Source organism: Pseudomonas sp. ADAK13 (genome assembly GCF_012935715.1).
GTDB lineage: Bacteria > Pseudomonadota > Gammaproteobacteria > Pseudomonadales > Pseudomonadaceae > Aquipseudomonas.
This window is the reverse complement of the sequence record NZ_CP052860.1, coordinates 4,787,259-4,812,460: the sequence shown is the minus strand read 5'-3', so window position 1 is coordinate 4,812,460 and position 25,202 is coordinate 4,787,259. Positions and strand designations below refer to the sequence as shown.

The 25,202-nt window shown below is 61.8% G+C and carries 22 protein-coding genes and 1 tRNA gene; 4 read left to right on the top strand and 19 right to left on the bottom strand.

Annotated elements, in window-relative coordinates; translation table 11 throughout:
- Positions 1-30 precede the first annotated feature (30 nt).
- The 6 genes from HKK54_RS22230 to HKK54_RS22205 all read right to left on the bottom strand — a co-directional run bounded on the left by HKK54_RS22230 (position 31) and on the right by HKK54_RS22205 (position 5,837).
- Positions 31-1,872 (bottom strand): tyrosine-type recombinase/integrase, encoded by a 1,842-nt coding sequence (locus HKK54_RS22230; RefSeq protein WP_169387829.1) that lies wholly within the window; start codon positions 1,870-1,872, stop codon positions 31-33.
- Positions 1,873-2,106: 234 nt separating this feature from the next.
- Positions 2,107-2,182, bottom strand: a tRNA-Gly gene (locus HKK54_RS22225).
- Positions 2,183-2,245: 63 nt separating this feature from the next.
- Positions 2,246-2,806 (bottom strand): CDP-diacylglycerol--glycerol-3-phosphate 3-phosphatidyltransferase, encoded by a 561-nt coding sequence (gene pgsA, locus HKK54_RS22220; RefSeq protein ID WP_003208929.1) that lies wholly within the window; start codon positions 2,804-2,806, stop codon positions 2,246-2,248.
- Positions 2,807-2,838: 32 nt separating this feature from the next.
- Positions 2,839-4,677 (bottom strand): excinuclease ABC subunit UvrC, encoded by a 1,839-nt coding sequence (gene uvrC / locus HKK54_RS22215; protein WP_029616035.1) that lies wholly within the window; start codon positions 4,675-4,677, stop codon positions 2,839-2,841.
- A gap of 1 nt (position 4,678) precedes the next feature.
- Positions 4,679-5,320, bottom strand: coding sequence for a response regulator transcription factor GacA (gacA, locus tag HKK54_RS22210; RefSeq protein WP_008436066.1), 642 nt, complete (start codon positions 5,318-5,320; stop codon positions 4,679-4,681).
- Between the two features lie 151 nt (positions 5,321-5,471).
- Positions 5,472-5,837, bottom strand: coding sequence for a helix-turn-helix domain-containing protein (locus tag HKK54_RS22205; protein ID WP_010173689.1), 366 nt, complete (start codon positions 5,835-5,837; stop codon positions 5,472-5,474).
- An 81-nt stretch (positions 5,838-5,918) separates the two neighbouring features.
- On the opposite strand from HKK54_RS22205, the gene HKK54_RS22200 reads away from it, so the two are divergent.
- The gene (locus tag HKK54_RS22200) at positions 5,919-6,161 is read left to right on the top strand and encodes a DNA-binding protein (protein ID WP_010173691.1); all 243 of its coding nucleotides are present in this window, start codon (positions 5,919-5,921) and stop codon (positions 6,159-6,161) included.
- 64 nt (positions 6,162-6,225) lie between these two features.
- On the opposite strand, the gene HKK54_RS22195 is transcribed toward HKK54_RS22200, so the two are convergent.
- Positions 6,226-6,660 (bottom strand): GNAT family N-acetyltransferase, encoded by a 435-nt coding sequence (locus tag HKK54_RS22195; protein WP_169387828.1) that lies wholly within the window; start codon positions 6,658-6,660, stop codon positions 6,226-6,228.
- Between the two features lie 13 nt (positions 6,661-6,673).
- Entirely contained in the window at positions 6,674-7,426 is a 753-nt protein-coding gene (locus HKK54_RS22190) for a carbon-nitrogen hydrolase family protein (protein ID WP_169387827.1), read from the bottom strand.
- A gap of 619 nt (positions 7,427-8,045) precedes the next feature.
- Here HKK54_RS22190 and HKK54_RS22185 point away from each other — a divergent pair.
- Positions 8,046-9,128 (top strand): 3-deoxy-7-phosphoheptulonate synthase, encoded by a 1,083-nt coding sequence (locus tag HKK54_RS22185; protein ID WP_169387826.1) that lies wholly within the window; start codon positions 8,046-8,048, stop codon positions 9,126-9,128.
- 107 nt (positions 9,129-9,235) lie between these two features.
- Here HKK54_RS22185 and HKK54_RS22180 read toward each other — a convergent pair whose 3' ends face one another.
- From HKK54_RS22180 to HKK54_RS22130, 11 genes are all read right to left on the bottom strand, one after another.
- Entirely contained in the window at positions 9,236-9,946 is a 711-nt protein-coding gene (locus HKK54_RS22180) for an NAD(P)H-dependent oxidoreductase (RefSeq protein WP_169387825.1), read from the bottom strand.
- Between the two features lie 9 nt (positions 9,947-9,955).
- The gene (locus tag HKK54_RS22175; protein ID WP_169387824.1) at positions 9,956-11,575 is read right to left on the bottom strand and encodes an ABC transporter ATP-binding protein; all 1,620 of its coding nucleotides are present in this window, start codon (positions 11,573-11,575) and stop codon (positions 9,956-9,958) included.
- Positions 11,576-11,577: 2 nt separating this feature from the next.
- The gene (locus tag HKK54_RS22170; RefSeq protein ID WP_169387823.1) at positions 11,578-12,405 is read right to left on the bottom strand and encodes an ABC transporter permease; all 828 of its coding nucleotides are present in this window, start codon (positions 12,403-12,405) and stop codon (positions 11,578-11,580) included.
- A gap of 3 nt (positions 12,406-12,408) precedes the next feature.
- Positions 12,409-13,368, bottom strand: a complete 960-nt coding sequence (locus HKK54_RS22165) for an ABC transporter permease (protein ID WP_169387822.1) — start codon at positions 13,366-13,368, stop codon at positions 12,409-12,411.
- A 157-nt stretch (positions 13,369-13,525) separates the two neighbouring features.
- Positions 13,526-15,112, bottom strand: coding sequence for an ABC transporter substrate-binding protein (locus HKK54_RS22160; protein ID WP_169387821.1), 1,587 nt, complete (start codon positions 15,110-15,112; stop codon positions 13,526-13,528).
- Between the two features lie 12 nt (positions 15,113-15,124).
- On the bottom strand, positions 15,125-16,735 hold the full coding sequence (locus HKK54_RS22155; protein WP_169387820.1) for a 5-guanidino-2-oxopentanoate decarboxylase: 1,611 nt from the start codon (positions 16,733-16,735) through the stop codon (positions 15,125-15,127).
- A gap of 11 nt (positions 16,736-16,746) precedes the next feature.
- Positions 16,747-18,846, bottom strand: a complete 2,100-nt coding sequence (locus HKK54_RS22150; protein ID WP_169387819.1) for an acetate--CoA ligase family protein — start codon at positions 18,844-18,846, stop codon at positions 16,747-16,749.
- Between the two features lie 18 nt (positions 18,847-18,864).
- Positions 18,865-20,025 (bottom strand): acyl-CoA dehydrogenase family protein, encoded by a 1,161-nt coding sequence (locus HKK54_RS22145; protein WP_010173712.1) that lies wholly within the window; start codon positions 20,023-20,025, stop codon positions 18,865-18,867.
- A gap of 41 nt (positions 20,026-20,066) precedes the next feature.
- Complete coding sequence (locus HKK54_RS22140; protein ID WP_169387818.1) at positions 20,067-20,858, bottom strand: enoyl-CoA hydratase/isomerase family protein; 792 nt, start codon at positions 20,856-20,858, stop codon at positions 20,067-20,069.
- Between the two features lie 153 nt (positions 20,859-21,011).
- Positions 21,012-21,650 (bottom strand): TetR family transcriptional regulator C-terminal domain-containing protein, encoded by a 639-nt coding sequence (locus HKK54_RS22135; RefSeq protein WP_010173716.1) that lies wholly within the window; start codon positions 21,648-21,650, stop codon positions 21,012-21,014.
- A gap of 41 nt (positions 21,651-21,691) precedes the next feature.
- Positions 21,692-22,450, bottom strand: coding sequence for a class II aldolase/adducin family protein (locus HKK54_RS22130; protein WP_169387817.1), 759 nt, complete (start codon positions 22,448-22,450; stop codon positions 21,692-21,694).
- Positions 22,451-22,581: 131 nt separating this feature from the next.
- Here HKK54_RS22130 and HKK54_RS22125 point away from each other — a divergent pair, with 131 nt between their 5' ends.
- Positions 22,582-24,537: an oxidoreductase gene (locus tag HKK54_RS22125; RefSeq protein ID WP_169387816.1), complete on the top strand. Its 1,956-nt coding sequence runs from the start codon at positions 22,582-22,584 to the stop codon at positions 24,535-24,537.
- Positions 24,525-25,103 (top strand): helix-turn-helix domain-containing protein, encoded by a 579-nt coding sequence (locus HKK54_RS22120; protein ID WP_169387815.1) that lies wholly within the window; start codon positions 24,525-24,527, stop codon positions 25,101-25,103. Before HKK54_RS22125 ends, HKK54_RS22120 begins: the two co-directional genes overlap by 13 nt.
- The last annotated feature ends 99 nt before the right edge of the window (positions 25,104-25,202 follow it).

The window sequence follows — 25,202 nt, the reverse complement described above, 5'->3', positions numbered from 1 at the left end:
ACATCCGTTGTCACCGTCTTAAACAGCACTTCAACTTGAGCCCAGATATCTGCACACGATCCCTATGGTCACGTCGAAATTATCCGAAGTGAGGACATCGATTGGCGAACGACCTTTTAGTCGCTCATTGGGCTCACAGAGCGTCCGATAAAGCCTCCATGCATCCACATCTGGAGACCGCTTTAACACGGTGAGAACCAGCTTGTGCCGCAATGGATCAAGTTGCCAATCGGGAATGCGCTGACCGCGATTCCCTAGACTCAAGGACAGCAGACGCCGGGCCTTGATATCCCGATTGATCTGATCACGGGATTTGCCTGCCAGCTTGGCGAAGACTAGCAGCGGTAAATTACTCGAAGCCTCATAAGTGGCTAGCATCTCTGCGCGCTCACGCTGGATGTCGGACACGTAGGATTTTTGCGGCTTTTCCGTCCGGATTGGAACGGATACGACAGGCGATTTGTGGTGCACGATGTGGGCCGGTTCGCTGCTGACTAACACCCTGGCCACTGGGGCGGTCGTCGTTGGAGCGCTACTGTTGTACAGAACAGAATTTACGTTCGCGTTTTCGAGCGAGGGCAGCGAAGCAGCCCCCTCCAGACGAATAGTGAGCGGAGAGCTTGCCGCCTTCAGTTGGCCCTGTCCCCAAAGATCCAGTCGGTTGGCCCAGTCCTGCATCATTGTCCGGCGCTGCTCGACGTATTCAGCGTGGTTGTAAGCCGCACTTACCTTGTCTGGGTCGGCATGAGAAAGCTGGGCATCCACCCACACCTTTGGGTAGCCGATCTCGTTAAGCGCCGTCGAGATCGTAGCCCTCATACCATGACCGGTCAGTTGGTCAGCATAGCCCATTCGACGCAGCGCACCATTCAAGGTGTTCTCACTGATGCGCTTACTCAGGTCGCTCCGATGCATGAACAAGTAACGTTGCGCCGGGACAACCTGGCTGAGCAACTGGCGCACTATTTCAAGCGCCTGAACCGACAATGGGACGATATAGGGCGGTATATTTTGGGTCTGCTTCCCTGGCTTACGCATCGCTACCTGGAGTTGCTTCACCACCTCCGGCGGTATGATCCATAACCGCTGTTCCAGATCGAACTGATCAGGTGTCGCCAAGCGCAACTCACCGGTGCGGACACCAGTCAGCAACAGAAGTCGAAGACCAAGCCGTGTTTGGCTTACTCCACGGTGCCAACGAAGCGCAGCGAGCAACGCCGGCAGCTCGTCCATACGTAAAAACGGATTGTGCGCTACCGGGGGCTTGGGGAGTGCGACGACGTCAAGATCTGAAGCCGGATTGTGTTCCAGCCCATCTACCTTCACCAGCGCATATCGGAACAATTGGTTGAACCAGGTCCGACACTTTTCAGCTGTCGTTAAGGCCTTGCGCTGTTCGATCCTGCTCAGCAAATCCAGCAGATCGTGACGATTGATATCGTAGACGGACCGCCCACCAAGCGATGGCAGGATGTCTTTATTGAAGATTCTTAAAATTTGCGAGAGCGTGCTCTGGCGGCCTTCCCTCAGGCTCAGCCTGCGAAATTCGACCCACTGATTGAACACTGCTTCGAAAGTATGCTCTGCCGCAGTACGAACAGCACGACGTTGCTGTTTGCGGTACTCATAGGGATTGATGCCTTGAGCAACCAAGGCACGCGCCTCATCACGTCGCGCTCGGGCTTCTTTGAGACCGATTTGTGGGTAACTACCCAGGGACATACGCTTCTGCGTACCCGCCCAGTAGTACCTGAAGCGCCAGATTTTTCCACCTTGGGCTGTCACATTGAGCGCGAGCCCATCCGTGTCGCCTAGCGTGTAGTCATTACCGGTAATTCGGGCGTGCCGAACGGTCATATCCGAGAGTGTCATAGCGAGCTCCTGAACAGAGTCAGGGCCAGATGCTCATCTCGCTATCCAACCTGTTCCAGCAACAAACCGATTCAGTACTCATCCAAATTCAAGATTCCCATCGGGACTTAAATCGGGACTTAAACGCACCGGATAGTGCTGGATTTCAGTGGTTCCCGCCGGAACGAAAAAAGGACCCGAAGGTCCTGATTTCAATCACTTACAGAATTCAGTGGAACTCTGCAGCGCAATATTTGGAGCGGGAAACGAGACTCGAACTCGCGACCCCGACCTTGGCAAGGTCGTGCTCTACCAACTGAGCTATTCCCGCGTCTTGGTGATGCGCATTCTATAGAATCCTCATCACCCGTCAACCCCTTGATTCAAAAAAGTTTTATTTCTTTTCAACCTCGGTGCGCAGATGCGGCCAGGCGGCGCGCAAATATTGCAGCATGGACCACAAGGTCAGGCCTGCGGCAATCAGCAGCAAGGCGTAGCCCAGCAATACCCAGAAGGAGAAGTCCGACGGATTCGCCAGCAGGATCACCAGGGCGAGCATCTGCGCCGCGGTTTTCCATTTGCCCATGTTGGACACGGCCACATGGGCACGGGCGCCGATTTCGGCCATCCATTCCCGTAGGGCCGAGACGACGATCTCACGACCGATGATCACGGCCGCCGGCAAGGTCAGCCAGAGGTTGCCGTGTTCCTGCACCAGCAGCACCAGGGCTACCGCTACCATCAGTTTGTCGGCCACCGGGTCGAGGAACGCGCCAAACGGCGTGCTCTGTTCCAGGCGGCGGGCCAGGTAGCCGTCCAGCCAGTCGGTGGCAGCCGCGAAGGCGAAGACCGAACTGGATGCCATGTAGCTCCATTCGTACGGCAGGTAAAACAGCAAAATGAAAATCGGAATGAGCAGGACGCGTAGTACGGTGATCAGATTAGGGATATTCATCGGCACAACTGGCTACGAGGTGAGAAGGCATTCTACTCGCTGTGCAGATTTGCATAAATCAACTCTGCGAGCTTTTTACTGATACCGGGAGCTTTGGCTATTTCTTCGATGCTGGCACGGGACAGCTCCTGCAAGCCACCAAAATGTTTTAACAGGTCACGCCGCCGTGTCGGCCCGACCCCTGCGACCCCTTCCAGGGTTGAGGTGCGCCGGGTTTTGCCACGTCGGGCACGGTGGCCGGTGATGGCGAAACGGTGGGCTTCATCGCGGATCTGCTGAATCAGGTGCAGTGCCGGAGAGTCGCCCTTCAAGGTGAACTCATGGGCCGCATCATTCAAGTACAAGGTTTCAAAACCGGCCTTGCGGGTGGCACCCTTGGCCACGCCGAGCAGGATCAGGTCGGGGACGGCCAGTTCGTTGAGCACGTCGCGGGCCATGGACAGCTGACCCTTGCCGCCGTCCACCAGCAGGATGTCCGGCAGCTTGCCCTCGCCGTCCTTCAGTTTGCTGAAGCGGCGGGTCAGGGCCTGGTGCATCGCAGCGTAGTCATCGCCCGGGGTGACGCCTTCGATGTTGTAACGGCGGTAATCGGACTTGATCGGCCCTTCCGGCCCGAACACCACGCAGGAGGCCACGGTGGCCTCGCCGCTGGAGTGGCTGATGTCATAGCACTCCAGGCGCTGGGGCGGTTCGTCGAGCTTGAGCACTTCGGCCAAGGCATCAAATCGTGCAGCGACGTGCTGGCGGTTGGCCAGGCGTGCGCCCAGGGCCTGTTCGGCGTTGGTCACGGCCAGTTGCTGCCAGCGGGCACGGGTGCCGCGCACGCGGTGGCTGATGTCCAGCTCGCGGCCTCGCAGTTCGTGAATCGCCTCGATCAGCGCGGGGAAGTCCTCGTGCACCACGTTGACGATCAACTCGCTCGGCAGGTCGCGCTCGGGGCTGCTGACGTAATACTGGCCCAGGAACGCCGCCATGACTTCGGCGACCTCCTCTTCTATACCGGTCTGGGGGAAGAAGTTCTTGCTGCCCAGCACCCGCCCGCCCCGCACGCTGATCAGGTGCACACAGGCGCCGCCCGGGTTGACGAAGGCGGCGATGACATCGACGTCGCCGGTGCCGCCTTCCATGCTCTGCTGGTCCTGGACGCGGCGCAGCAGGGAAATCTGGTCACGCAGTTCTGCGGCACGCTCGAAATCCAGGGTGCTGGCCGCTTGCTCCATGGCGCCGGACAATTCATCGGCCAGGGCATTGCTGCGGCCTTCAAGAAACATCACCGAGTGACGCACGTCCTCGGCGTATTCCGCCGGCTCAACCAGGCCCACGCACGGCGCCTTGCAGCGTTTGATCTGGTATTGCAGGCACGGGCGGTTGCGGTTCTTGTAGAAACTGTCTTCGCACTGGCGCACGAAAAATGCCTTTTGCAGCAGGCTCAGGCTCTCGCGGATGGCGCCGGCGCTGGGGTACGGCCCGAAATATTTGCCCTTCTGCTTCTTGGCACCGCGATGGATGCTCAGGCGCGGAAAGTCGCCGTCCGAGAGAAACACGTACGGGTAGGACTTATCGTCACGCAGCAGGATGTTGTAGGGCGGCCGCCATTCCTTGATCAGCGTCTGCTCAAGCAGCAGCGCCTCGGTTTCATTGGCGGTGATGGTGGTTTCGACCTGGGCGATACGCGCCACCAGCGCCGCAGTCTTCGGCGCCAGGCCCGTCTTGCGGAAGTAACTCGCCAGGCGGCTCTTCAGGTTCTTGGCTTTACCGACGTAGAGCAGGCGCGCTTCGCTGTCGAACATGCGATACACGCCGGGGCGGCCACTGCAGGTAGCAAGAAACGCACTCGGATCGAACAGGAATTTTATTTCAGGGGCTGTCATTTCAGGCGCTGGCGTCAACCATGCCGTGGCGTACCGCCAGCAGGGTCAGTTCAACATCACTGCTGATGGAAAGCTTTTCGAAAATCCGGTAACGGTAGGTGTTCACGGTTTTCGGCGACAGGCACAGCTTGTCGGAGATCGACTGAACTTTTTGGCAGCCGACAATCATCAAGGCGATCTGGATTTCCCGCTCCGACAGCGCATCGAACGGCGAGTCGCTGGTGGGCTGGAACGACTTGATCGCCAACTGCTGGGCAATCTGCGGGCTGATGTAGCGTTGGCCGGCAAACACCAGCCGAATGGCCTGGACCATCTCCGCCAGGCCCGCGCCTTTTGTCAGATAGCCGGCAGCGCCCGCTTGTAGAAGCCGTGTAGGAAACGGATCTTCTTCACACACGGTGACTACCACGACTTTGATATCCGGATGGCTGCGCAACAACTTCGTAGTGGCGCCAAGACCGCCGATCCCGGGCATCTTGACGTCCATCAAAACCACATCGGGCTTCAACTCCCGGGCCTTGATCAGGGATTCCTCCCCTGACTCGGCCTGGCCGACTACTTGCAGGCCATCGATGTCAGCCAGCATTCGTGTAATGCCTGTACGAACGAGATCATGGTCATCGACTACTAGCACCCTAATCAAGCAGACACCTCGCGATATGGTCTTATAGGTTGCTGAACACCTTAGCAAAAAACCAAGGCGCAGACCTAGCTGCAAGCGTCATATATATAGAGTTTCAATGCACAACAGACCGTCGCCGAACGGCTCGCGGCTTGATTTCCTGGGTAAAAGGTCAGGAATCCTGGGCCGAGGACCTGTTTTTTCCGTTGCTCAAGGCTGAATGCTCGGCCAACGTAGAGGTCAAGCGATGGATTGCGTCCTGGTCTTCCTTGAACATCGCCCGGTAGTTACCCAGCACTTTCTCTTCAACCTGGCTGAGGTTTTCAAGTTGGGTTGGTGTCGGCGTGCCGGTTAACACGTACAGGATATCGACACCTTTTTCTGCCACGCGAGACAGGTAATCTGCCTTGGGCGCGCGGCCGCCATTTTCATATTTACCCTGTGCGTTCGCCTCTACACCTCCTATTTCACCAAAACTTTTCTGCGACAGGCCGAGTCGCTCTCTTTCTTGCCTTAACCGGGAACCGATTCCACTCATTTGGATGTATGATCCTATTTGGCACACCCCAAGAGGTGACACACTCATCTCGTTTTACACAAACTTGAACGGTTTTGAACTATGCCCGGTATTCGCACTGCTGCACAAGCCAAGGCCTGGCTGGAACATCAAGGTAAGTCTGTTCAAGCGTTCGCCCGGGAACATGGCGTAGACCCGGCAACCACTTATCAAGTGCTCGCTGGGCGCAAAAAGGGACGGCGTGGAGAAGCCCACAAGGTGGCGGTCCTGTTGGGCATGAAGGACGGCATCATTATTCCAGGTGATGATGAAATCGTGAGGCAGGCGCAGGAAGTCACGTCCTGAAGTCAGTATGCGCTTATTAAAACCAAGTGCCTGTTTTCCTGAAATCGGACAAATCCGCACCTGATCACGGGCGGCAATCGCGCTCCATGCGCCAGAAGCAATCCTCCGCACCCACGATTTCCAGGCCCTTGCGCTGATAGAGCCTTCGCGCCGGGTTGGTCTTGAAAACGGTCAACCGTAAAAGACCCAGCCCCTCGGCGCGCGCCTTATACACCATCTGCTCGATGACCCAGCCGCCCGCCCCTTGATGACGAAACGCCTCAAGGACGTGCAATTCGCGGATATACAGCGCCTTTGGGTCACGACTGACACTGATAAAACCCAGCACCTCGTTATCGCGACAGATCAGCCAATTCTCCCGACCGGCCCAGGCGGTATCAAACCCGGCATCAGACCACGACAAATCGTATTGGCGATAATAGTTGCCCATGGCCTGATGGGTCAGGGTTCGGGCGAAGGCCAGGTGTTGGCTGGTCGCTGCCTGCAGTTGAAACGCCATGGGCCTGCGCTCCCTAAATCACCACCTGTTCCCCGTGCCACTGGCCGGCGGTGTTGCGACGTGCGATCACCAACGCATCGCCTACACCCGGGCTGGCTGCGATCAAACCGCCATCTGCGCCCCAGATTGCGCTGCGCCCGGCGCACGTCCAGCCACCGGATGGGCCGCCGTGATTGGCCATCAGTACCACCATCCCGTGCTCGGCCGCGTAGCCCTGAAGCAAGGCAGTATCCGGAGCGTAGCCGCCTTCGCTGATCAGCACACCGGCGGCGTAGATATTCGCCCCCGCCTCGGCAGCCTGCCGGGGATGGCTGGCGTGGGAGAAATCTGCGCATACCGCCAGGGCGATCCGGTCGCCACCCCATTCAAGCGCCGCACCGCCCTGCCCCGCGGTAAACGCTACTTCTTCGCCAGGGTGCAGATGCTGCTTGGTGTACACCGCCAGCGAGCCGTCCTGGCCCAGCACCAGCGCGCCGATCAACACCTCACTCACCGCCCCTTGGCGAATCGGCATGCCCACCACGGCGGTGATGCGCAGCTCACGCGCCATCTCCCGCAGCGGCGCCAGCACTTCATCGTACGGCGCAATCGCCAGCCCGGCGGCCAACGCAGGTTCATAGCCGGTCAGGGACAGCTCCGGAAACACCAGCAATTTCACACCGTGCGCCGCTGCGATGCGCATGAATGCCAGGTGATGCGCGATGTTGGCGGGCAAGTCGCCCGCAATGGAAACGGTTTGGGCAGCAGCAATCGTCAAGGCAGTCATGGTCGCATCCAGGCAATCATCGTGAAGTCCGTGCAGCATATCGACACTTGGGTCATAGCCGTAAGTACCCAACCTCGATAGAAATTACTGATTGAATCCGCCCACTCGCCTCAGTTAAGCTCCACCCATCATTTGGAGACACACCATGTTGCAACTCACCCACACTCAGGTTTGCCCTGCTGCCAGCGCCCAGCGCTCGGTCGTGGCTGCCCGTGTGAGCGGTTTGAGCGCACTGGTCAGCTTTTATTTTGGGTATTGGTTTAGCCACTGGCGCGCCTGATACCTGAAATCGGCGCCCACTACTCAAGGGGTCGCCTACCAGAGAAATCTAAACCCCCGGTCGGCTCCCCGACCGGGGGTTTTGTTTTTTCAGCCCTTATTATTTTTGCCACACACCGAACACTTAAAGGACTCACGACATGAACTACGCCACCTATTACCGCTACGACACCTCCACCGCCTGGCGATTTAGCAAGCTCCGTTCGGGACAGCCTGCCGCCTCCGATCGGTCACCTATTGGTGGCAAGCCAACACACGTAGCCAATACGGCCAATTGTCGAACACCCCAGTAGGGCCGAGCGTGCGGGAACAGCCCGCCGCTTGCCCAGGAAGCCAGAATATGAACTCTTCGATCGCCGCTCTGCCCGTTCCTACCCTGCCCTGCGCCAATGAAACGCTGACCCAGCGTTTGCCCAGTTCTCTGGAGCTCAAGCACCAACTGCCCCTGAGCCCGTTCCTCAACGAACAAATCCACGCCCATCGCCAAGCCGTGCGCGCCATCCTCAAGGGCGAAGATTCACGCCTGCTGGTGATCGTCGGCCCGTGCTCGATCCACGACCCGGAATCGGCCATGGAATACGCCCGCAACCTGAAAAAACTGGCCCATGAAGTCAGTGACCAGATGCTGCTGGTGATCCGCGCCTACGTCGAAAAACCCCGCACCACCATCGGTTGGAAAGGCCTGGCCTACGACCCGCGCCTGGATGGCAGCGACGACATGGCCGCCGGCCTGACCCTGTCCCGGGAACTGATGCGTGAAATGCTGCGCCTGGGCTTGCCGGTCGCCACCGAGTTGCTGCAACCGATGGCTGCCGGCTACTTCGATGACCTGCTAAGCTGGGTCGCCATTGGCGCACGCACCACCGAATCGCAGATCCACCGCGAAATGGCCAGCGGCCTGGGCATGCCGGTGGGCTTCAAGAACGGCACCGACGGCGGCGTCGCCATCGCCTGTGACGCCATGCGCTCCGCCGCTCACCCGCACCGCCACTTCGGTGTCGACAGCCAGGGGCATCCGGCGATCATTCAGACCCCGGGCAACCCCGACACACACCTGGTATTGCGCGGCGGCCACCGTGGGCCGAACTACGATCGCCAGAGCGTGGCCCAGGTTCACGCCGACCTGGCCAAGAGCAAAGTCGCACCACGGATCATGGTCGACTGCAGCCACGCCAACAGCGGCAAAGACCCGCTGCGCCAACCGGCGGTGTTCAACGACGTGCTGGAGCAACGCTTGCAGGGCGACACCTCGCTGATCGGCATGATGATCGAAAGCCACCTGTTCGAAGGCTGCCAACCGTTGAGCCCGTCAATGAAATACGGCGTGTCGATCACCGACGGCTGCCTGGGCTGGGACGGCACCGAGCAGTTGCTGCGCAGTGCTGCCGAGCGGTTGCGGGCACACAATCCCGGCGGACAATGAAGATCAAATGTGGGAGCTGGCTTGCCTGCGATAGCGGTGTATCAGTTACCTAATAGGCTGACTGATGCACCGCCATCGCGGGCAAGCCCGGCTCCCACACTGGATCTTCACTGAGTTGAGGACAGTGGATACAGCGCCTCATCAAACTGCTCCAATTTGGGAAACACCAACGGCTGGTCATCCGCCAGCCCTTCCAGTCGCCGCTGGTAGCTGTGCAGGAATTCCTGCCGGGCCTCGGCGCTGATATACGGCACATGCCACGCCACAAACGGCTCCAGCACCTCAAACCCGACGTACGCCAGCGTGCCACGCAGAATCGGTCGAAGCATGTCCTCCAAAGGCCCATGAATCGCACCCTCGCCAAACATATGCTCGCGCCCGCCGAGGGTGACCGTGACCAGCGCTTTCTTGCCGGCGAGCCCGCCCTGATCATAAAACCGCTTGCCGCCGTAGCACACGCCGGACACCAGCACCCGGTCAATCCAGCCCTTGAGCATGGCCGGCGCCGAGAACCAGAAGATCGGGAAGTTGAGGATCAGCAGATCGGCCCACAGCAGCTTGTCCAACTCTTGCTGAATATCCGCCGCGATGGACTGGCTTTTCACCCCCAGTCGCTGCTCCAGCGCATACACCAGGTACTCGGGATTCTCCCGCGAGGTGAAGTCCGAGGCACTGGCCACCGGGTTCCAGTTCAGCGCGTACAAATCGCTGACCTGCACCTCATGCCCCTGCGCCTGCAGGGTGGAAATCGCCTGGTCACGCAAGGCCGCGGTAAACGACTGCGGCTCGGGATGGGCATGCACAATCAACACCTTCATAAAAACTCCTCAAGAAGTAAGCGCGGCCCGTTCGGCCAGCAAATGGTCGAGCCAGTCGGGGTCCATTTCCGGCTCCGATGAAAACAGCAGGCCGGTGTAGTCCTGATACGGAGGGGTGAAGATCGCGCTGCGGCTGCCCTGGTCCACCACCCTTCCCCGCTGCATCACCACCACTTCGTCGGCGATGGCGCGCACGGTCGCCACGTCATGGGTGATAAACAGGTAGGCCACGCCCAACTGCTGCTGGATCCGGTTGAGCAGCTTCAACACACCTTCGGCCACCAGTTGATCAAGGGCGGAGGTCACTTCATCGCAGATGATCAGTTGCGGGTCGGCCGCCAGGGCGCGGGCAATGCAAATCCGCTGCTTCTGGCCACCGGACAATTCACGTGGCTGACGCTCCATGAACGTGGCCGGGTCCAGCTCGATCATCTCCAATAATTCGGCGACCCGGGCGCGCATGGCCTTGCCCTTGAGGCCAAGGTAAAAGGTCAGCGGCCGGCCGATGATGTCGACGATGCGTTGGCGCGGGTTCAGCGCGGTGTCCGGGATCTGGTAAATCATCTGGATCCGCCGTAACTGCTCCTTGCTGCGCCGACGAAAATCCGCCGGCAACGCTTCACCGTCATACAGCACCTGCCCGGCGGTGGCTGGCAGCAGCCCGGTGATCAGCCGAGCCGTGGAGCTTTTGCCGCTGCCGGACTCACCGATCACCGCCAGCGTCTGGCCGCGATACAGGCTCATCGACACGTCGTGCAGCACCGGCTGATGCCCATAGCTGGCGCACACCTGGCGCACTTCCAGCAAAGGCACCTGCTGCTCGGGGCAGGCCTTGGGCTCGGTGCGAAAACTGCGCACGGCCCACAGGGATTTGGTGTAGTCCTGCTGCGGCGTGCTGAGCATCGTGCGCGTCTCGGCCTCCTCCACCAGCTTGCCGTGGCGCAACACCATGATGCGGTCGGCCATCTGCGCAACCACCGCCAGGTCATGGCTGATATACAGCGCGGCGCTGCCGAAGGTTTTCACCGCATCGCGGATCGCCGCCAGCACCTCGATCTGGGTGGTGACGTCGAGGGCCGTGGTGGGTTCGTCGAAGATGATCAGGTCGGGGTGACAGGCCATCGCCATGGCGGTCATCACCCGTTGCAGTTGCCCACCGGACACCTGATGGGGATACCGCTGGCCGATGGTTTCCGGATTGGGCAGGCGCAGCACGCGGTACAACTCCACAGCCTCGCGTTCGGCCTCGGCACGGCTGATGCCACCGTTGATCACGGCGGTCTCCACATGCTGGTCAATCAGCCGGTGGGCCGGGTTGAACGACGCAGCAGCGCTTTGCGCAACGTAGGCAATGCGCAGCCCCCGCAGCTTGCGCAAGGCTTCAGGTTTGGCCTGCAACAGTTGAATGCCGTCAAAGCACACCGAGCCGCCGGTGATGCGGCAACCATCCCGGGCAAACCCCATGGCCGCCAGGCCCAAGGTTGATTTACCCGCGCCGGATTCACCAATCAATCCCAGCACCTCGCCCCGCTGCAAGGTCAGGTCGATGCCCTTGATCAGCGGATGCCAGGCCTCTTCGTAATGCCCTTCGATCTGCAGGTTGCGGATTTCCAGCAATGGCTTGTCCATCCTCAACACTCCTTCAGGCCGCTGGATTTGTGCAGCATCCAGTCGACGACAAAATTCACGCTGACGGTGATCAACGCCACCGCCAGGGCCGGCAGCAACGGGCTGATGTCGCCGAAGGTAATCAGCACGGCGTTGTCGCGGACCATGCTGCCCCAGTCAGCGGTGGGCGGTTGAATCCCCAGGCCGAGAAACGACAACGCGCTGATAAACAAAAACACGAAGCAAAAGCGCAGGCCGAATTCGGCAATCAATGGCGCGGCGGCGTTGGGCAGCACTTCGCGGGTGACCAGCCACCACAGCCCTTCCCCGCGCAAACGCGCGGCTTCGACGAAGTCCTGCACCACCACGGTCATCGCCACGGCCCGGGACAGGCGAAACACCCGGGTCGAGTCCAGCAGTGCAATTACCAACACGAGGGAGGTGGCGTTGGTGCCGACCACGCTGAGAATCAGCAAGGCGAAAATCAGTTGCGGGATCGCCATCAGGATGTCCACCACCCGCGACAATCCCTGGTCGACCCAGCCACCCTTGATTGCCGCCACCAGGCCGCTCAGGCCACCCAGCATAAACGCCAGCACCGTCGTCAGGAAGGCGATGCCCAGGGTGTTGCGCGCCCCATATACCAGGCGGCTGAACATATCCCGCCCGAGGTTATCGGTGCCCAGCAAAAACTGGCCGCTCCAGGGCGCAAACCCTTCGCCCACCACCTGGGTTTCGCCATAGGGTGCGAGCACCGGTGCAAACAGCGCCACCAGCACGTACAGCACAATGATCAGCAGGCCGAACTTCGCGCTCAATGGCGCCCGGACCAGTTGTGTGAGAAGGCTCATGGTCTACCCCTTGGGATGCATCAGGCGTGGGTTGGTGGCGATGGACAGCACATCGGCACCGGTGTTGAGCAGGATGTAGGTGGCGGCGAAGATCAGGCTGCACGCCTGCACCACCGGGATATCGCGCTTGGACACCGAGTCCACCAGCAACTGCCCGAGCCCCGGATACACAAACACCACTTCGACCACCACCACGCCCACCACCAGATACGCCAGGTTGAGGGCAATCACGTTGACAATCGGCGCCAGCGCATTGGGCAGCGCGTGGCGCCAGATAATCCGCGACTGGCTGATGCCCTTGAGCCGGGCCATTTCGATATACGGGCTGGCCAGCAGGTTGATCAGCGAGGCGCGGGTCATGCGCATCATCTGCGCGATCACCACCAGGCTCAGGGTGGCGACCGGCAGCACCGAGCGTTCGAGAATGGTGCCAAATGACGCGTCCGGCGCCAGGTTGGACAGGCTGGGAAACCAGCCGAGCTTGACCGAAAACACCAGGATCAGCAGGTAGGCAACGAAGAACTCGGGGAACGACACCGCACTCAGGGCCGAGGTGTTGAGCAGTCGGTCGAACCAGCTGTTGCGGTACAGCGCAGCCAGCATCCCCAGCACCAGCGCCAAAGGCACCGAGACTAGTGCGGCCAGTGCCGCCAGGCGCAAGGTGTTGCCCAACCGTGCGCCGATCAGCTCGGCGATGGGCCGCTGGTTGGCCAGGGAGGCGCCGAGGTCACCGTGCAGCAGGCGCAACAGCCATTGCACGAACCGGCTCAGGGGCGGCAGGTCCAGGCCCAGTTGGGCGCGAAAGGCCGCCACGGTTTCCGGCGTGGCGGACTGGCCGAGCATGGCCTGGGCGATATCACCGGGAAGCATGCCCACGGCCAGGAAGATGATCACCGACACGGCGAACAAAGACAGGAGGCCGAGGGCCAGGCGTTGGAGCAACAGTTTGAATAGGCTGTTCATCGTGCAGTTCCTTGAATCGGGCACGCTTGTGTAGGAGCTGGCTTGCCGGCGATGGCATCGCCTGGATATTCCCGAGACACCGAGGTGCCTGCATCGCTGGCAAGCCAGCTCCTACTGTTGATCTTCATTGCCTGAGCCATAGCGCCCGGCACAAGAATCACGCCTGCCACCACCGCTCGATCAGCCGCAACCCATCCAGTTCCCCATATGGTGCGGTCAGCGGTCCATGGCTGACGCGGTTCGAGCGTGCCGCCACCGAGCTGGCAAACAGCGGCACAATCGCCCCGCCATCGTCGCGGCACAGGCTCTGCATTTCGTTGTACATCTCCTGGCGCACCGGCGCGTTCATCTCGCCCCGTGCGGCGTTGAGCAACTGGTTGAAGCGCGCGTTATCCCAATGGGTTTCGTTCCACGCCGCGCCCTTGGCGTAGCCGATGCTGAACATACGGTCGGCGGTCAGGCTGCTGTACCAGAACGAGGTGGTGAACGGCTGCTTCATCCAGACATTGGAGAAGAACCCGTCCGCGGGCTCGCGCACCACGTCGATATCAATCCCGGCCTGGCGTGCCTGTTCCTTGAACAGCACCGAGGCGTCCACCGCGCCGGTATAGGCGGCGTCAGAGGCTTGCAGGCGCACCTTGAGCGAGTCCACACCGACCTTGCGCAGGTAGAAGCGCGACTTGTCCGGGTCGTAGGTGCGCTGCTCCAGCGCGGCGTTGATAAAACGGCTGCCGGGCTGGATCGGATGGTCGTTGCCCACCAGACCATAGCCATGCAGCACCGAGGCCAGCAGGGTTTCGCGGTTGATCGCATGCTTCATCGCCATGCGAATGTCGTTGTTCTTGAACTCGTTGCTGTCGCACAACATCGGGAAGGTGTAGTGCTGGGCGCCCTTGGTTTCTTCGATGACCAGCGTGGGGTTGCGCTTGAGCAGGGCCACGGTTTTCAGGTCGACCTTGTTGATCACATCCACTTGGCCGGTGACCAGCGCATTGACCCGCGCCGCGCCGTCGGCAATGGCGATCAACTCGGCGCTGGCGAAATGTGCGCGGCCCTGTTTCCAGTAATCGGGGTTGCGTTCCAGGTCCATGCGCACGCCGGGGTCGAAGCTTTTCAGGCGATAACCGCTGGTGCCGACCCCGGCCTGCCAGTCGGCGACGCCGTCCTTGGCGGGCATGATCACCAGGTGATAATCGGCAACCACGTAGGCGAAATCGGCATTGCCCGAGTGCAGTTCGAACACCACTGCATCGGTGCCCTTGGCGCTGACACTGGCCACATCGCCGATCACCGTTTTGGCGGCCGAGGTGGAATTGGCTGCCAGGTGGTGGTTGATCGAGGCCACCACGTCCTCGGCGGTCAGGCTTTTGCCGTTGTGGAAGGTCACGCCCTGGCGCAGTTTGAAGGTCCAGATGCGCGCGTCGGGCGTCGACTCGAAACTTTCGGCCAGTTCGGGGATGGCGCTGCCGTCCACGGCAATTTCAGTGAGGGTGTTGTACACCGCCGAAAAGCCGACGAAGGTGAAGGTGTCGACCCAGGACCCGGGGTCGCGGGAGTCGGTGGTGCTGCCGCCGGCCAGGCCCATGCGCAGCACGCCACCCGGCTTGGGCACGGCCTCTTCGGCGAAGGCCGGCAGCGGCAGGCCCATGGAAAACGCGGCGGCCACGGCACCGGCGACGGCGCTGTGTTTGAGGAAATCCCGTCGGTGCATCGCTTGAGTCATTTTGTTGTTGTTTTCGCTCATGGTGTTGCTCCTCTAAAGGTTCACACAGGCATGCTTCAACTCGATCAAGGTCACGCCGTTGCGCTTGAAACCGTTACGCAAATCCGTCTGCAGCTCATCCAGGTTCTGTGGCTCGCTGACCGTGCAACCGAACGCCCGCGCCAGGGCGGCAAAGTCCGGGTTGCGCGGCAGTACGCCGATGGGTTCGATGTCCAGGTTCAGCATGTCGTCGCGAATTTGCCCCAGGGCGTCGTTGTTCCACAGCAACACCACCAGCGGGCTGTCCAGTTCTTCCACGGCCGTGGCGAGTTCCTGGGCGGTGTAGAGAAAACCGCCGTCGCCCACCAGCACCAGGCCAGGGCGTTCAGGCGCGCCGAACTTGGCGCCGATACCGGCCGGCAGGCCATAGCCCAGGGTGCCGTAGCCGGTGGGGTGCAACCAGCTACGGGTGGCGTTGCTGGGGAAGGCGTAATTGCCGGTGTAGGCCAGTTGGGTCATGTCACTGCTGATGAAGGCATTGGCCGGCAACTCGGCGGCCACGCGGTCGAGAATGGCCTGGTGAATGCGCTGCAACGGGCCATGCCCGCTGCTGACCGCCTGGCGTAATGCCGCGACCGCTTTGGTGGCTGAATCGGCGTTGCGCGGCGCGGCTGGCAGGCGTTCCAGCAAGGCCTGCGCGGTGTATTGGGCGTCACCGTGCAAGGCCACGGCGCAGGGATAGAAATCGTTGAACTTGCGCGGGTCGATATCCACTCGCAGCAACTCGCCATTCAGCGGCAGGCGTTCGCGCCAGAAGTCGGTATCGGCCATTTCGGTACCGATGGCCAACACCACATCCGCCTCGGCGATCAACTGCCAGCCGGGCTCCACGCACAGGGTAGAACCGGCATTCAGCGGATGCTCCACCGGCAGCAACCCCTTGCCGGCCACACTGCTGAAAAACGGCGCGGCCAATTGCGTGCTCAAACGCTGCAAGGCTTGCGCGGCCAACAGCGCACCACCACCGCCGATGATCATCGGGCGCTTGGCCGCCGCCAGTTTCGCCACGGCCTGATCGAGGCTTTCAGCCGATGGCAAACCGCGCCCGGGACGGCGCACCACTTCATTGCTCCAGTCCCGTTTGATCGGCGCCGAGAGCACATCCAGCGGCACTGAGATATGCACCGGCCGTGGCCGTTCACTGTCGAACACCGCATAGGCGCGCGCGATCAACTCCGGCAAATCCTCGGCACTCAACGCCACCGCCGAAAACGCGGTGATGGGCGCGGTCATCGCCCGCTGGTCCTGGGTTTCATGCAGGCAACCCCAGCCCTTGCCGAGGCTGGCGGTGTGGTTGACGCTGGAAATCACCAGCAGCGGAATCGAGTCGGCATACGCCTGGCCGATGGCCGTCGCCGCATTGGTCACCCCCGGCCCGGTGATGATGAAACACACCCCCGGCTTGCCGCTGACCCGCGCATAACCGTCAGCCATGAAGCCGGCGCCCTGCTCATGGCGCGTCAGAACGTGACGGATGCCGCTGCCGGGCAAACCGCGATACAACTCCAGCGTATGCACGCCCGGAATCCCGAACACGGTGTCGACGCCATAGTTGGCCAGCAATCGCACCAGGGCCTGGCCGCCCGTCAAGGTTTTGCTTTGCATCGTCATCTCCTTCACGCCTGGGCGAGACGGATCAATGCATCGACCGCCGTGGCGCCCCGGGCATTGACCAGCAATGGGTTTACATCCAGTTCCAGCAACTGCCCGGCGTTGGCGCAGGCGTAGTCGGCCACGGCACGAATCGCCGCCACCAGCGCCTCCATATTGACCACTTCGCGCCCGCGAAAGCCTTGCAGCAATGCGGCGCTGCGCAGGCTGAGCAAGGCATTGCGGATCGCATCGTCGGTGGTCGGCAGCAACAGGCTGCGACTGTCCTTGAGCAATTCCACGAGAATGCCACCCGCGCCGATCACCAGCGCCAGGCCGAAGTCGTTCTCGCGCTTGATACCCACAATCAGTTCGGCCAATGGTGGCGTGGCCATGGATTCCAGCAGCAGGTGATCGAAGGGTACGTCCGGCGCATAGGCCGCGATTTGCTCGCGCATCTGGATTAGCGCGGCGCTCAAGGCGAGGCCGTCGCGCAGGTTGAGCGCCACCGCGCCGGCTTCGGTTTTATGTGGCAGGTCGGCGCTGACGGCCTTGAGCACCAAGGGGTAACCCAGCACGCCGGCATCGGCAATAGCTCGCTCCGGTGTACTCAAGATACCTGCCGGCGTGGTCAGCCCGAACGCACGTAAAGCCTGTTTCGAATCCCACTCGTTGAGCGACTGCCCGTCTGCTTCAAGCGCCTGAGGACACAGCGGGACCAGTATCGACTCACCCCGCGCCAGGAGTGCCCGACGATTGTTCTGGTAGTCGGCAATCCGGCCCCAGGCCGCCAGCGCGTCTTCCACGCCTTGCAACGCCGCAACACCCTGGGCATGCAGGCGCTCGCGAGCGTGGGCCGGCAGCAACTCGGGGAATGCCGAGGTGACAAACCCGGTCTTGCCGTGACGGGCCAGCGCGCTGCAAAACAGCTCCAGCAACAGGTCGCACTCCTTGCGCTCGCCGGTAAATTCGGCCGGGTAGTCGAGCACCAGCATCGCCGCATCCGCGTCGGTGCGCAGTGCCGTGTCGAGCATGCTGTTGAGGGCGTCGCGGTTGCCCCAGATGGCCGTGGTGAAATCCAGCGGGTTGACCAGGTTGGCGTAACTGGGCAGCACCTGCGCCAGCTCCGAACGCTGGCCTTCATCGAGTTTCGGCAGGCTCAGGTCGTTGCGTTCGGCGTAGTCGGCAATCAACCCGGCATCGCCACCGGAACAGGCCAGGGCGATCAGGCTGTTGCCCGCCGGCAAATTGCCGCAGGCCGCCGCTTTCAGGGTTTCGACAAAACTTACCGGCCCGCTCACCCGGATCACACCCAGGCGCGCAAACAGGCTGTCGTAGAGCGCATCGGAACCCGACAACGAACTGGTATGACTCAGGGCCAGCTCCGCGCCGATCTGCGACACGCCGGTTTTCAGGGCGATGATCGGAATGCCTTTTTCCAGCGCCTTGTGAGCTGCGCGGGCGAAGCCAGGCACATTCTTCAAGCCTTCCAGGTGCAAGCCGATGGCCGTCACACGCGGCTCATCCAGCAGCACATCCATTAACTCGGCGACACCCAATTGCGCCTGGTTGCCCACCGACGCCATATAGGCCACCGGCAACGAACGGTCGCTCATGGACAGGTTGTAGGCAAAGTTGCCGCTCTGGGTCAGCACCGCAACGCCCTTCTCTACCGGTTTGCCGCCATGGGCCACCGGCCACAGTGCGGAGCTGTGCAGGTAATCCAGCAAGCCGTAGCAATTGGGGCCGAGCAGTGCCATCTCGCCCGCCGCCTTGAGCAGTTGTTGCTGCAAGGCCTGGCCCTCGGCGCCGGTTTCGGCAAACCCGGAGGCGTAGCAGATGGCGCCACCGGTGCCGATGGCCGCCAGTTCGGCGACACAGGTCAACGTCAGCTCGCGATTGGTGGCGATGAACACCGCGTCCGGGCCACACGGCAAATCGGCCACACGGCGCACGCAGGGAATGCCATCGAGGCTGTCATGTTGCGGGTTGACCAGCCACATATGGCCGTCAAAACCACCCTCGGCGCAGCGCTTGAGGGCGCGGGCCATGCTGCGCCCACCCACGAACGCCAGGTGACGGGGCGCCAGCAGGCGCTTGAGATTGTCGCGAATAGCCTGGGACATAAGCGTTCTCCCACCCGATCAGCGCAACAGCGGCCGCAACAGCTCGCGGGCAATAATGTGGCGCTGGATTTCCGAAGTGCCTTCCCAAATCCGCTCGATCCGCGCGTTGCGCCAGATGCGCTCCACCGGCCCTTCGTCCATCAAGCCCATGCCGCCGTAAATCTGCACGGCCTCGTCGGCGACCTTGCCCAGTACCTCACTGGCAAACAGCTTGGCCATGCCGGCTTCGCCATCGGTCATGGTGCCCTGGTCCATCTTCCAGGCGGTGTTCAGGGTCAGCAGCTCCGCCGCGCGGATTTGCGTGGCCATGTCGGCGAGCTTGAACGAGATGCCTTGATAGGTGCCGATGGGCTGGCCGAACTGTTTGCGGTCTGCCGCCCATTGCAGGGAAACGTCCAGCGCACGCTGGGCCTGGCCGACGCAGTTGGCAGCCACCATCACGCGGCCTGCGGTCAGCCAGGCGTTGGCCACTTCCCAGCCCTTGCCGACTTCGCCGAGGACTTTGGAGGCCGGCACGCGGCAGTCGTCGAAGAACATTTCATAGGTGTGGTAGCCACGGTTGCTGACGCACTTCGGGCCCCGGCGAATGGTCATGCCCGGCGTGCCGCGGTCCACCAGGAACGAGGTCACGGCGTTGCGCGGGCGGCCGTTGTGTTCGTAGGTGTCGGTGACGGCAAACACGATGGCGAAATCCGCGTGGCCGGCGTGGCTGATGAAGTGTTTGCTGCCGTTCAGCACAAAGTCATCGCCGCTGCGCACGGCGCGGGTCTTGATCGCGTTGGCGTCGGAACCGGCGCCCGGTTCGGTCAGGGCAAAACAGTCGATCTTCTTGCCCTGCACACACGGCAACAGGTACTCGCCAATCTGCGCTCCGGTGCAGGCCATGAGGATTTTCGACGGCCGGGCAACAAACACATGCAGTGCCCAGGAGACCTTCGACAACTCCCGCTCGATCAACGCCTGGGACAGGTAATCCAGGCCGCCACCGCCGACCTCTTCCGGCATGTTGAACGCATAGAAACCGGCCGCGATGGCCTTGTCACGAATCTGCGCGGCAAGTTCCGGCGAGACTTCATCGGCACGGTCCACCGCCTCCTCGTGGGGCAACAACTCCTTGGCAACAAAACTGCGTACCGCGTCCACCAACATGTCTTGTTCTTGGCTGGGCTGGAAATTCATGGCGCTACCTGTCGATCGTTCGAGGGTGTTTTGAGGAGGGACTATTTGCCGGAGAAATTCGCTGGGCGCTTTTCCATCGACGCGCGCAGGGCTTCAGCGCCGTCGGCACTGCGCCCGCAGAGCAAACCGGCGGCGAGTTCAGCCTGGAGCTGGTCGGCCAGGCTGCGCCCGGCGCCTTCGCGGATAAGGGTTTTGGTTTGGGCAAAGGCGAACGTCGGGCCATTGGCGAGGCGCGTGGCCAGGTCGGTGACGTGGGCGTGCAATTGCTCATCGGCGACGACTTCACCCACCAGGCCGGCGGCCAAAGCACGGTCAGCGCCCCACAGTTCGTCGAGGAACAGCAAGCGCTTGGCCTGTTCGCTGCCGATCAAGCGTGGCAGGTGCCAGCTGGCACCGGCGTCCGGCGAGTAGGCCATGCTGGTGTAGCCGGCCTTGAAGCGCGCCGATTGCGCGGCCACACGCAGGTCGCAGCACAGGGTCAGGTCCATGCCGGCGCCGACCGCCGTGCCGTTGATGGCGGCGATGGTGGGTTTATCGAGGGTGTGCAGGCGGGTCATCAGGGCGTGGGCGGTTTCGGTCCAGCCGTAGGTTTCGAGGGCGCCACGGGCTTCGGCGTCGGCCCACTCAGCGAGGTCGGCACCGGCGCAGAAGCTGCGACCGCTGGCGGTCAGCACCACCACGCGCACGGCCGGGTCGCTGTTGAAACCGTCCAGCAACGCCTGCAGGTGCTTGAGGGTCGGGATGTCCAGGGCATTGCGCTGGGCGCCGCGATTGAGGGTGATCCAGGCAACGCCTGCTTGCACTTGAGTGAGCACGGACGGATCGGTAGTCATGGAATCCTCGAATTATTTTAATTGGCTTGAGGGGTGCGACATGGGGCGATACTAAACGAGTGTTCAGCAAGGAGGCAATCGGGTAACTGCAAATATTTTTCGAGGGGGAATGCCGGCCTGAACATTGCGTCCAGGCGGCGAGAATTCGTCAGTTCAGGGTTTGATCCGGAAGCGCTGGCGGCCGCCAGCCTGCAAGCCATCGACCCACGCTTCGCAGATCTGGATGCCCTGCTCCGGGGTGAACGTACCGGGGTTGAGCCCCGATTCCAGCCACAAACCATCGAGCAAGGCGCTCAAGGCAATCGCTGCCAAATCCGCGTCGAAACGCTCCCAGGCTTCTTCAGCAGCCATGTCCACCAGGGCCGAACGCATGATGGTGCGGTACTCGCCATAGGAGTGTTCGTGGGCCTGATTGATCGCCGGGGCGGTCTTGACCGCGCCCCAGAACACCAGCCAGGCATCCAGCAGTTGCGGGTCCAGCAATTCGGGGGAAAACGAGCCGCGAAAGAACGCCGAGAGCCGCTCCCGCGGGCTGGGCGGTGCTTTGGCCATGGCATCACGCAGCAGGTCCATCACCTGCCGGGTGATCGACCGATAGGCCTCGGCCACCAGCTCATCCTTGCCCGAGTAGTGATGGCTGATCAGCCCCACCGACACCCCGGCCTCGGCGCTGATTTTGCGGATCGACGCGCCCTGGAAGCCGTCGCGCTTGAGGCAGGCCAATGTCGCCTGGACCAGATTGGCCTTGCGCAACTCCGGTTCCATGCGGGAGAAACGGGATTCCTGGGTCATGAGGCGGTGTCCTTGGGTTGAGTCGGCTGGACGACTCTACCTCACTCCCGGAACCCCGGCGACACCCGATCCAGCAACCGCAGCAATGCCGCCCATGCCAGCTGCATGGCATCCAGGTCCGCCAACTCACCCTCTTCCAGTGGCCGGCCCGGGTCATTGAACTGGCGCTCGGTGTGTTCGCACACAGCCGCAGGCGGCAGGATCAGCTTGCCGCAGGCCTGGGCGGCGATCTGGATATCGCAGGCCTTTTCCAGGTAATACATGCGCAGGAACGCCTGGCTGACCGTCTCCCCCACCGTCAACAGGCCGTGGTTGCGCAGCATCAACACCGGCTTGTCAGCGAGGTCGCGAACCAGGCGTTGTTGCTCGTCCATGTCCAGCGCCACGCCTTCGTAGTCGTGGTAAGCGACCTTGCCGTAGAACTCCATGGAAATCTGGTTCACCGGCAACAGCCCGCACTCCAGTGCTGCCACTGCACAGCCGGCGCGGGTGTGGGTGTGCAGCACGCACTGGGCGTCTTCGCGAGCCCCGTGAATGGCGCTGTGGATCACGAACCCCGCCGGGTTGACGCCATGGGCCGACGCCTCGACCGCGCGCCCGTCCAGGCCGATTTTTACCAGGCTGGAGGCGGTGATCTCCTCGAACATCAGCCCATAGGGGTTGATCAAAAAGTGGTGTTCGGGCCCCGGAATGCGCACCGAGATATGGGTGAAGATCAAATCGCTCATGCGAAAGTGCGCGATCAGCCGGTAGCAGGCGGCAAGCTCTTCGCGCAGGTGTTGTTCGGTGGCCCCAGTCATTTTTATTCTCCAGGCGGGTGGGTGATGTGGCTGACGCTAATCCAGTCGCCAGTAAAAAAACAAGTTGATTTTTTACTGAGGCTGACCTCCTATAGAAAAATAATAACAACAGCGCCTGGAGTATCCGCACCATGTCGCCCCATGCCTTTCCGCATCTTTTTGAACCGTTGGTACTGCGCGGCAAACGCCTGAAAAACCGCATCATGTCCAGCGGGCACGACACCTCGATGCCCACCGACAACCGGGTCAACGAACAGCTGATCGCCTACCACCGGGCCCGCGCCGAGGGCGGCGTGGGGCTGATTGTGTTGCAGGTCGCCGGGGTGCACGACAGCGCCCGCTACACCTCCCATGTGCTGATGGCCACCGATGACAGCTGCATCGACGGCTACCGCCAACTGGCCGAGACCTGCCATGCCCACGGCACCGTGGTGCTGTCGCAGATTTTCCATCCGGGGCGGGAAATCATGGAGTCGGCTGACGGCTTGCTGGCGGTGGCTTACTCGGCTTCCGGGGTGCCCAACGAGCGATTCCGGGTGATGCCGCGGGCCCTTGACCAGGCGATGATCGACGAGATCGTCGCGGGCTACGGCGCTGCGGCGAAGCGCCTGTATCAGGCCGGGATTGATGGTGTGGAGGTGGTCGCCAGCCATGGTTATCTGCCGGCGCAGTTTCTCAACCCGCGAGTGAACCGTCGCACCGACGGCTACAACGGCGAGCTGGAACAACGCCTGCGCTTCCTGCGGGAAATCATCGCCGCAGTACGGTCCGCAACCGACGAGCATTTCATCATCGGCCTGCGCATTTCCGCTGATGAGCGCGACCCCGAAGGCCTGACCGAAGAGGACTCCCTGGCGGCCGTGCAACGCCTTCAGTCAGCGCTGGATTACGTGCACATCGTCGCCGGCACCTCGGCCTCCCTTGGCGGCGCGATCCACATCGTGCCGCCCATGGCCATTGCCCCGGCGTACCTGGCGACAGAGGCGGCGACGTTCAAGGCCAGCCTGTCGATTCCGCTGTTCGTCACCGGGCGCATCAACCAGCCCCAGGAGGCTGAACTGATGCTGCAACGGGGCCAGGCCGACGTGTGCGGCATGACCCGCGCGCTGATCTGCGACCCCCGAATGCCAGCCAAGACCTCAAGCGGCCATGCCGAAGATGTACGGGCGTGCATCGCCTGCAATCAGGCGTGTATCGGCCACTTCCACAAGGGTTTGCCGATCTCCTGCATCCAGCACCCCGAGACCGGCCGCGAATTGCAGTTTGGCCAGTTGCAACCGGCACTGCGACGCAAGCGGATCATGGTGGTCGGTGGCGGCCCGGCGGGAATGAAGGCAGCCGCGGTGGCGGCGCAACGCGGGCATGACGTGACCCTGTATGAAGCCAGTGCTCAGTTGGGCGGCCAGGTGCTCCTCGCGCAATTGCTGCCACGTCGCAGCGAGTTCGGCGGCGCCAGTACCAACTTGCAGCGCGAGATGGAACTGGCCGGGGTCCGCGTGGTGCGCAATACCCGCGTCGACCGCGCGTTGGTGGCGCGCGAACAGCCCGATCAGGTAATCATCGCCACCGGCGCCGAGCCCTACTGGCCGGCCTTCGAACGCGGCGGCGAGTTGCAGGTGGTGGACGCCTGGCAAGTGCTGCGCGATGAGGTTCCGCTGGGCCGTTCAGTGGTCGTGGTGGACTGGCGTTGCGACTGGATTGGCCCGGGCATCGCCGAACGCCTGACCCGCGCCGGCCATCAGGTGCAACTGGCAGTAAACGGCACCCATTGCGGGGAAAACCTCCCGTTGTATGTGCGCGATCAACTGGCCGGTGAACTGCATCGGCTGGGCATTCCGATCATCCCTTACGCCCGTTTGTACGGCTGCGACGATACCACCGTCTACCTGCAACACACCGCCAGCGGCGAGCCGATGTTGCTGGAAAATATCGACACCCTGGTGTTGTGCCAGGGCCATCAGCCGGTGGACACTCTGGGCGCAGAACTGCAAGGCCAGGTGGCGTTCACGCGCATCGGCGACTGCCTGGCGCCGCGTACCGCCGAAGAGGCGATTTATGAAGGATTGAAGGTAGCGTGGGACATTTGAACGACCAACCGCCACAGCTGTTTCTCGGCACCCGCATCCGGGGCTTGCGCAAGGCCCGGGGCATGACGCTCACCGAATTGGCACAGATGAGCGAATTGACCGCCGGCTACATCAGCCAGCTGGAACGCAACCTAGCCTACCCGTCGATCCCGGCGCTGTTCAATATCGCCCGCAGCCTGGGCGTGACGATCCAGTGGTTTTTTGCCAGCGAGACCACGCCGGCCGCGGAGGACGAAGGCTTTGTGGTGCGCAAAAACAATCGCCAGAGCATTCACTATGAAGATGGCATCGTCGACCAGTTGCTGACACCCCTGCCCAATCACCAGCTGGAAATGCTCCATTCGCGCTTTCCGCCGGGGACCTATAGCCAGCAGAGTTATAGCCATGAGGGCGAAGAAGCGGGTTATGTGTTGAGCGGGAAATTCGAGCTATGGGTGGGTGAGCGGCATTTTCAGCTGGATGAAGGGGACAGTTTCAGCTTCCCCAGCAGTGAGCCCCATCGGTATGGCAACCCCGGGAAGGTGGATGCGGTGGTGATTTGGGTGATTACGCCGCCGACGTTTTAGGCCGCTGGAGTGAATGGAGACGTTTCCTACGGGAACTGGCGACGCTGGCACGTCGGCCATCAATGGCGAGCCCCACAGCCACTTGCTATAAAAACGACT